The 7791-nt window shown below is 40.8% G+C and carries 7 protein-coding genes; 2 read left to right on the forward strand and 5 right to left on the reverse strand.

The window, feature by feature from the left end; genetic code table 11:
* Positions 1 to 1320 (reverse strand): GAF domain-containing protein (locus tag VB733_RS09870; RefSeq protein WP_323339917.1); only part of this gene is annotated, 1320 nt, incomplete at its 3' end.
* On the reverse strand, positions 1317 to 1469 hold the full coding sequence (locus tag VB733_RS09875; RefSeq protein ID WP_323339918.1) for a hypothetical protein: 153 nt from the start codon (positions 1467 to 1469) through the stop codon (positions 1317 to 1319). The genes VB733_RS09870 and VB733_RS09875, both read right to left, overlap by 4 nt.
* 690 nt (positions 1470 to 2159) lie before the next feature.
* Here VB733_RS09875 and VB733_RS09880 point away from each other — a divergent pair.
* Complete coding sequence (locus VB733_RS09880) at positions 2160 to 2774, forward strand: GNAT family N-acetyltransferase (protein ID WP_323339919.1); 615 nt, start codon at positions 2160 to 2162, stop codon at positions 2772 to 2774.
* 672 nt (positions 2775 to 3446) lie between these two features.
* Positions 3447 to 4001 (forward strand): hypothetical protein, encoded by a 555-nt coding sequence (locus VB733_RS09885; protein ID WP_323339920.1) that lies wholly within the window; start codon positions 3447 to 3449, stop codon positions 3999 to 4001.
* A gap of 42 nt (positions 4002 to 4043) precedes the next feature.
* Here VB733_RS09885 and VB733_RS09890 read toward each other — a convergent pair whose 3' ends face one another.
* The 3 genes from VB733_RS09890 to gor all read right to left on the reverse strand — a co-directional run bounded on the left by VB733_RS09890 (position 4044) and on the right by gor (position 7533).
* A complete protein-coding gene (locus VB733_RS09890) occupies positions 4044 to 5198 on the reverse strand; it encodes a histidinol-phosphate transaminase (RefSeq protein WP_323339921.1) in 1155 nt (384 codons plus the stop codon).
* 139 nt (positions 5199 to 5337) lie between these two features.
* Positions 5338 to 5985 (reverse strand): YqiA/YcfP family alpha/beta fold hydrolase, encoded by a 648-nt coding sequence (locus VB733_RS09895; protein WP_323339922.1) that lies wholly within the window; start codon positions 5983 to 5985, stop codon positions 5338 to 5340.
* A 171-nt stretch (positions 5986 to 6156) separates the two neighbouring features.
* Positions 6157 to 7533 (reverse strand): glutathione-disulfide reductase, encoded by a 1377-nt coding sequence (gene gor / locus VB733_RS09900; protein ID WP_323339923.1) that lies wholly within the window; start codon positions 7531 to 7533, stop codon positions 6157 to 6159.
* Positions 7534 to 7791 lie beyond the last annotated feature (258 nt).

Raw genomic sequence — 7791 nt, forward strand, 5'->3', positions numbered from 1 at the left:
AGTTGAATGGTTAGTTTTAATAGTTAAGTTTTTTGAGTCCAAATTTCGTGAACTTAAATGTTCTTGAGGGAAATTTCCAGGGCTTATATTTCCAGGACTTATATTTCCAGGACTTACATTTCCAGAACCGGGATTTTCAGATTTATCGTATAAACCGACACAGTGTACATAATCATCCTCTTCTGTCCACAGAGACAGTACACAGCCATCAACTTGCAGAGCTTGTCCAAGTTGGTAGGTAATCGCCGAAAAAATCTCTTCTTGGTTTAAACTCGAACGAATTGCACTAGTAATAGTGTTAACTAATGCCTCGCGTTTAGCAAGCGATCGCACTTGTTCATAGGCATATGCCTGGGACAGAGCCAAAGCCGCTTGATCTGCCACCATCATGACTAACTTCACTTCATCTTCGCCCCAAACCCGACTATCATGACACTGATGTAATGCCAAAACAGCCATTAATTCCTGGCGGAGAATTAAAGGTACTACCAAACTCGAATTAATATTTGCCGTCACAAAGGCATGGGAACGAGCTAATAGTTCTGATGTATTGCCATGAATGCGATCGTCATTAGCGACATCGTTAATCACTTGCACATCACGGGTTTCCCATACTGTCTGGGCTAGCAGGGAAGAGGAAGGTAGGATTGAGAGGGATGGAGGGGCAGAGTTATAGTTATCTTCTGTTCTACTTCCTTGCCCTTCTTCAACTTCTAATGGTTTTTGATAAATAAAACCTTCATCTGCCAAATGTCCATCCCAAAAAGGGCGTAACAGACAGACATCAACCTCCAACATATGACCGACAGTATCGACAATTGCTTGTAAAATTTGTCGATAATCGAGGGCGCTGCGAATAGTATTTGTAACCGTATTTAATAAAGACTCTTGACGCAACGTGCGTGTCAGTTCGCGGGTTCTAGCTTTGAGGACATTGTGGGTATCCAAAGCTTGGCGTACCACAGCCTTTAATTCCTCCGCTTCCCACGGCTTCGTAACGTATTTAAATACTTTACCAGCATTAATTGCTTCCACCAAGTCTTCGACATCAGTGTAGCCAGTTAAAATAATCCGAATTATATCTGGATATTGCGTAGCTGTTAGACTTAAAAATTCCGTACCGCTCATCATTGGCATTCGTTGATCGGAGATGATTACCGATACATCTCCTTCATCTGCCAATAAATCCAATGCGGCAGGACCAGAAGTTGCCCTCAACACCTTGTAGTCACGGTAAAAGGTGCGGTAAAGCAAGTCAAGATTGTCGGGTTCGTCATCGACAACCAAAATTTTAGGCTTACTGTTTGCTTGGGATTTCATGCACCGCTTTCCTGCTGCAAAGGCAGTTGGATAAAGAATAAACTGCTGGGGTTGGGATGAAACTGAGTTTGGTGTAGGTGGTAGCAGAACATTTTGACTGAGAAGGCATATTGCCTAAATAACTGCTGATTCCAAAAGCATTTTTTCACTTTAGTTTGCCTTGTCTTCGTCCTCGATAATTTTTGTTGGTGATGTACACCCCTATTTAATGGCTGCTTTGTTTGAGTTGTGCATCACGAAGGTTTGTGTCACAACTTTGCTTTACCTCCAGGCTAGAAATGGGCGATCGCGTATAACATCAAGGGCAAATTGCTCTATAGAGTTGTATCCACATATTAAGTTTTCCCGCTTCAGCCCTAACACTAACACTCGCAGGTAAATTTTATGAAACAAGGTCATTTGGGGGTCAGAAATATTACAACTATAAGAATATTTAAAGATAGAAGTATAGTATTACACAAACAGCCGTAACTAACTTGACAACTATGAAATTATGCTAAAGGGAATGTCAAAGATTTTGGTGATGGTAGCAAACGAGTCTGACACTACATTGGCTAGAATAATCAATACTCATATGGCTATGACTTTAGATGGAGTTAATTTAAGTTAATGACTACTGTACTTAGCGATCGCAATGAATGTCATTAGGGAAACTAAGGAAACAGTCCAGCAAGCACCACTTATAACCTGTTGTCACCCCTTAACCTTTCTTCCTGCTCTTTTTCGCTTTTTTCTAGAAAAAGTTTTATGTTTAATGTCCATAGGGGTTTTCCAATAGGTAAACTGGTGTTCTAGGATATTTGAAAAGATTTCGTTGCGTTCACCACGCGAAACTAACCTTGAAACCCTGGTTTTTCCATCCATCTCAACAACAGCCCCATACTTCCGCGAACTCTGGCGCATCCTGTCGATTTGAGGTTCGTGCGGCAACATCTGCGGATTTACAAAGTATTTCCCAAATAATTGCCGATAGCTTTCATTCCTCCAAAGGTTTTTGGGGCTGGGCTTTCCCACTATTACGCTTGGGTATTTATGAAGATTTGAGACATCGCTTGACATCTCCAGCCCCACATCATCTTTGTTTGGTTGCTGTTGACACTAGCTCCACAAGTGATAATTTAGCTGGCACTGTGGAATTAGGAGTACGCTTCAACGACAGTTGGGCAAAGACAGCGAAAAGCTTTCCTTATTTGTCAAATTTAGCTGTACATCCCAATTATCGTCGGCAGGGTGCTGCTTCTGAGTTACTGGCGGGGTGTGAAAAACTGGCTCAAGAATGGGGTTTTCAAGATGTTTATCTCCATGTACTAGAAAATAATTATCAAGCACGCCAATTGTATTTTAAGCATGGATACCGTGTACATCAAGTTGAAAGCAATCTCAATACGCTTATTTTTAGACGCGATCGCCAAATTCTCTTACACAAACATCTAATTGCAGAGGCGATCACCTAGAATATTCCTAGAATATATAGTTGAACTGCATTCGGGGAATTTTCTCAAATTTCGGCGATCGCGAACTTATATTGCCAGGATGTTGTCAGTAGTCTTGAATATAGGCTTGCGAAAGACTTGCAGACACGACAGATTAGTAATCCCATTTGCGAATTGAGAATTATTTAAACCAACATTTCTTCATCAATGAAATAGATGATTCTCTGAAATCGCTAGCGATAGATCAAGCAACCACTTGACCAGGTCAATACTTAAAGATAATAAAGTTCATATTTAAGCGTTTCCAGAATTCACAATTGAAACCAAGTAATTTTTTAACTTTGGTCTTTGACGTATATCAAAGCATTCATCCACTTGACATCAGTATAAATACGTGAAAAATGCTTTTAATATTCCTTACAGTAACTTCGTATTCTCAATACTGAGCTTTATGGAAACTTTAATCAAAAAACCCTACCATTAAAGACAAAAGTAATTAAATCCCATAGAATGATGTTACTCAATAATTTTGCCATTCCCAATATCAATTTTTTGCTTTTGCTAGTTTTATTTGAATTGTTTGCAAAGAATTGATAAACATAAAAAAACGAATTTTATATTTTCTTAATATTTCTGCTTTAGTTTCAATCTTAAACTCACTCTAGTAACTAAAAAATTCAAATTTCAAAACACATGGATAGCGTCACAAACTATCGCTATCAACACACTATGGTATTCACTTACTACCCAGACACTAGTTTTCTCGAATATCTCGTCACGCCGGATGGAGCGGAACATTCCTATGGTCCCGATCTCATGGCAATGCTGAATGATGGAAAAGTTTTTGTAGTCAATAGTCGCAGGCGTAATGGCTTGATACTATTCAAGCGTTATCATGCTGAATTTGCTGGTCCCGGGGCTGCGGTTGGTGGTGATTACGATCGCGATTGTGTAGGGGCTTTAGCGATTGGAAGTCTATCATTATTGACTCCAGAAACTCACGATGAACGCCAAAAATCTTATTTAATTAGAAGGCAATGGATTCGCCTAATTAAACAAATTACAGAGAATCCAATTGCCACTCAGCGAGTTCAAAAGATTTTGGATCAGTTTGAGCAATACTTCCCGCCAGAACTGGTAAGTCGTTTACCTGACGAGGCATTTGCACATCTAGTTGGGGTATTACCGCAAACAGCTGCGATTGTGCGTCGTTTGGGTAGTCATGTAGATAGTAAATACAACTATTAAATATCTAAATCTCTTCAATATTTCAGAAATATTCCAGATCAATTAGTCAGAATTAAGCTGTGCTAAAACTGCCTGTATTCTCTTCAATGTGCGGGTGTTTTCTTCTGGACTACCCACAGTGATTCTTAAACCTCCACCAGTGTGGCGTACCAAAGTACCATTTGCTTTTAGTTCTTCGGTAAGTTTACTTAAATAGCCCTCAATTTCAATTGAGGTATTGATAATTCGCGGTCTTAAATAAATAAAGTTGGCGGCGCTATGCCATACTTTTAGCTGAGGTTGTTGGGCAAGAATCGTTTGTAAATTGTTTCGTTCCTCTAGAGTTTGAGGTATGGTGTCTAATAAAAGTTGACGATTTTGGATGGCAAGTAATGCCGCAGCTAGTGAGAAACTGGGGAGATTGTAAGGTAAGCGAACTTTTTCCAGAACAGTGATTAATTCGGGATGGGCAATACAATAACCTACACGCATTGCCGCTAGTCTGAAAGCTTTAGAAAAAGTCCGCATGATTACCCAGTTGGGATGTTGCTGGATTTCGGTAACGAGGGTATTTTGGCTAAATTCAAAATAGGCTTCGTCAATGATGACTAAAAGATGTTCTGGTAAGCTTTTTAACCAAGCAATTTCAGCATCCGTTAAAGCATTGGCGGTAGGTGAATTGGGATGGACAACAAAAATTGCTCGGATGGCAGGGTTTTGAGGACTTTCTAGGGCAGATTGGGCGGCTTTTAAATCAATGGCAAAGTTTTCTTCACTTCTACCTACCGTAACTACATTAATTCCTAATGTTTGCGCCAAAATAGCGTACATCGAGAAAGTGGGAGATGCCACCAAAATCGAACCATTACCACCAAGACAGCTAGCAATTAGAAGGGAACGAATTAATTCATCGGAACCGTTGCCAATAGAGATATTCTCAGAAGTGAAAGTTGAGGATGTAATATGTGCAGATTCGTTGACATAATCAGCGATCGCCTGTTTTAATTCTTCATGTCCGCCGTCAGGATAACGATTTGTTTCGATGAGTTCTTGATACGTCCAAGCTAGCTTTTGCTTTAACTCATGGGGTAAATCGTAAGGACTTTCATTTGTATCTAATCTGTCGAACTGGGTTGCTACAGGGACATCTGAGTCGCTACCTGGATGGGGTTTGTAGGCGCTAAATTGGGCTAAGTCTTGGCGAATATAGGGAAGCATGAAGGATTTGGGATTACTCTAGGAGAAGTCGCTTGCGCGTCTATGGATTTGGGATTGGTTACTTGGTCATGAGTTTCTATAAGTACACAAGCATAAATGACCCATTAATGAATAACCAAGAATCGAATATTATACAGTTTTAGGGTATTTGACAAAAGCGTGAAATTGCTTGCTCAATTTCATCGATTACATTCCCTAATGCGTGATCACTTTCTAATTCAACTAATTCCACCCACGGACGCTGATTGGCAAAATTACGACTTGCGGACACAGGAATGACTTCATCGTGGATTCCGTGCAGGATTAAAGTTGGAATTGGGCGCTTTAGTTTGTCTTCGGTGTACTGGGCTGCATCTGTAATGAAATTGTAATGTAGGGGTAATTCTGCTTGTTCCCGGTAGTGATAAACCATCAAGTATTTTTCTTGCTGCCATTTTTGAATTTTGTCATCACCTAGTTTGGTTAACCAATGGGATAAAAAACCAAATGCGGGTGCAAGGAGAACGAGGCGTTGTACTTGAGGGTAGTTTTCAGCTATGTGTGCTGATGTTAAACCGCCTAAGCTGGAACCAATCAATGTTACGGGGGTTTTATCTGGCTCATTGGGGGCGGAAATTTCGGCAATTACTTGATGATATTGGCGGGTAATTGTTAGGTGGGAAAAATCCCCGGCATTCAAATCGGGAATTGTGATATCGATTTGCAGTTGCTGGAAATAAGATTGGATTTCTCTGGATTTGACAGAATTGGGACTGGAAGCAAAACCGTGCAGGTAGATGTATTTCATAGGGGAAAGTTATGTCAATACGGTTCGGTTAGGAGGAAAAGAATAAGAATAAGACTGGGAGCATCTATACGCTATTGATTCTAAAAGCCAATAGCTAAAAGCTAACCGCTCAGAGCCATTTTTGTTTAACCGAACCGTATTGAAAGTTGTTCAATTAGCAACTATCTTATTTCATCGCATCGTCACAAATTCTTCGGCGGCGCTGGGATGAATACCAACGGTGGCATCGAAGTCTTTTTTGGTTGCGCCCATTTTAACTGCGATCGCAATTCCTTGAATAATTTCGGCGGCGTTGTCTCCTACCATGTGTGCGCCTAAGACTCTATCGGTGTTGCCGTCAACGACTAATTTCATCATTGTTTTTTCTTCGACACCGGGTAGCACATAGTACATGGGGCGGAATTTGGTTTTGAAGATTTTAACGGCATCCCCATATTTTTCTCTGGCTTCGGCTTCTGTTAAGCCTACAGTTGCGGCTTCGGGTGAGGAAAAGATGGCGGTGGCTACGGTTTCGTGACTAAATAGACGTTGGTTATTGCCAAATTCACTGTCTGCAAATGCTCTCCCTTCACCGATCGCCACTGGTGTCAGATTAATTCTATCCGTAACATCACCAACGGCATAGATATTTTCTTGACTAGTTTGGCTACGTTCATTAACTGCGATCGCTTTCATGCCAGTATAACCAGGTCCTTCAATGGAGCCGGAAACTAGCTCAACTCCGGCATTTTCTAAGCCGAGTCCATCAACGTTGGGGGCGCGTCCTGTGGCGATTAAGAATGTATCGGCAATTAGTGGCTGTTGAGTTTCGTCGGATAAAGTTAATTTCAATCCTTCGGGCACTTTCTCCACTTGTTTAACAATATTATGCTTAATCATGTTGATGCCGTGGTTGTTCATTCCAGCTTCGATATTGTCGCGAATATCATCATCGAAGCCCTTTAAGATTTTGTCTCCACGGGTAATTTGGGTAACTTCGCTGCCCAACCCACGCATAATGCAGGCGAACTCAGTCCCGATATAACCTGCACCAATAATGACAATGTGTTTGGGTTGTTTTTGAAGATGAAAGATTTCGTTCGAGGTAATACCATGTTCAAAACCTGGCATTTGCGGTTTAATAGGACGACCACCAACAGCAATTAAAATTTTATTGGCGGTATATTTTTTGTCTCCAACTTCGACAGTGTGGGGGTCTAATAATTTGCCTTTGCCAGAAATGAGTTCGACTCCGGCTTTTTCTAAAAAGCTAATATGCAACTGTGAGAGTCTGCGAACTTCCTGATCAATGGAAGTAATAAAGTGTTCCCAATTTAACGTAGCAGCGCCAACTTGCCAACCGTAACCAGCCGCTTCGCGGAATAATGCCGGGAAATGGGAACCATAAACCATGAGTTTTTTGGGTACACAACCGCGAATTACACAGGTTCCACCCACTAAATCGTTTTCAGCGATCGCCACTTTTGCGCCGTAACTGGCAGCACGTTTAGAAGCTGCTAATCCTCCAGAACCCGCACCAATAACGAACAAATCATAATCGTATGTCATATCACAAGTTCCTGGGGATAGAAATATACTAGACCGAAATAGATTCAATAACTGACACCAAGACACTAACATTTGCAAGTTGCACAAATGTTTAGATTGGCATCCTTCTATTTATGTTAAACAAAAATTATCTGAAACAAAAAGCAACCGCCTGATAGCGATCGCATTCATTCTCAATGTATGTTGAATTTGTACTCATCCAAGTTGCTGTCACGAGTTATATCATGTCCGGTTGCATACTTCTTATTAAGACTGACA

The organism is Calothrix sp. UHCC 0171 (assembly GCF_034931845.1).
In the GTDB taxonomy this organism is placed as follows: domain Bacteria; phylum Cyanobacteriota; class Cyanobacteriia; order Cyanobacteriales; family Nostocaceae; genus Brunnivagina.

What these genes read in the sequence shown, in the direction of transcription:
- VB733_RS09890 (WP_323339921.1), bottom strand. Translation starts at nt 5,198, where the DNA reads ATGCTTCCCTATATTCGCCAAGACTTAGCCCAATTTAGCGCCTACAAA.
- gor (WP_323339923.1), bottom strand. Translation starts at nt 7,533, where the DNA reads ATGACATACGATTATGATTTGTTCGTTATTGGTGCGGGTTCTGGAGGA.
- VB733_RS09895 (WP_323339922.1), bottom strand. Translation starts at nt 5,985, where the DNA reads ATGAAATACATCTACCTGCACGGTTTTGCTTCCAGTCCCAATTCTGTC.
- VB733_RS09885 (WP_323339920.1), top strand. Translation starts at nt 3,447, where the DNA reads ATGGATAGCGTCACAAACTATCGCTATCAACACACTATGGTATTCACT.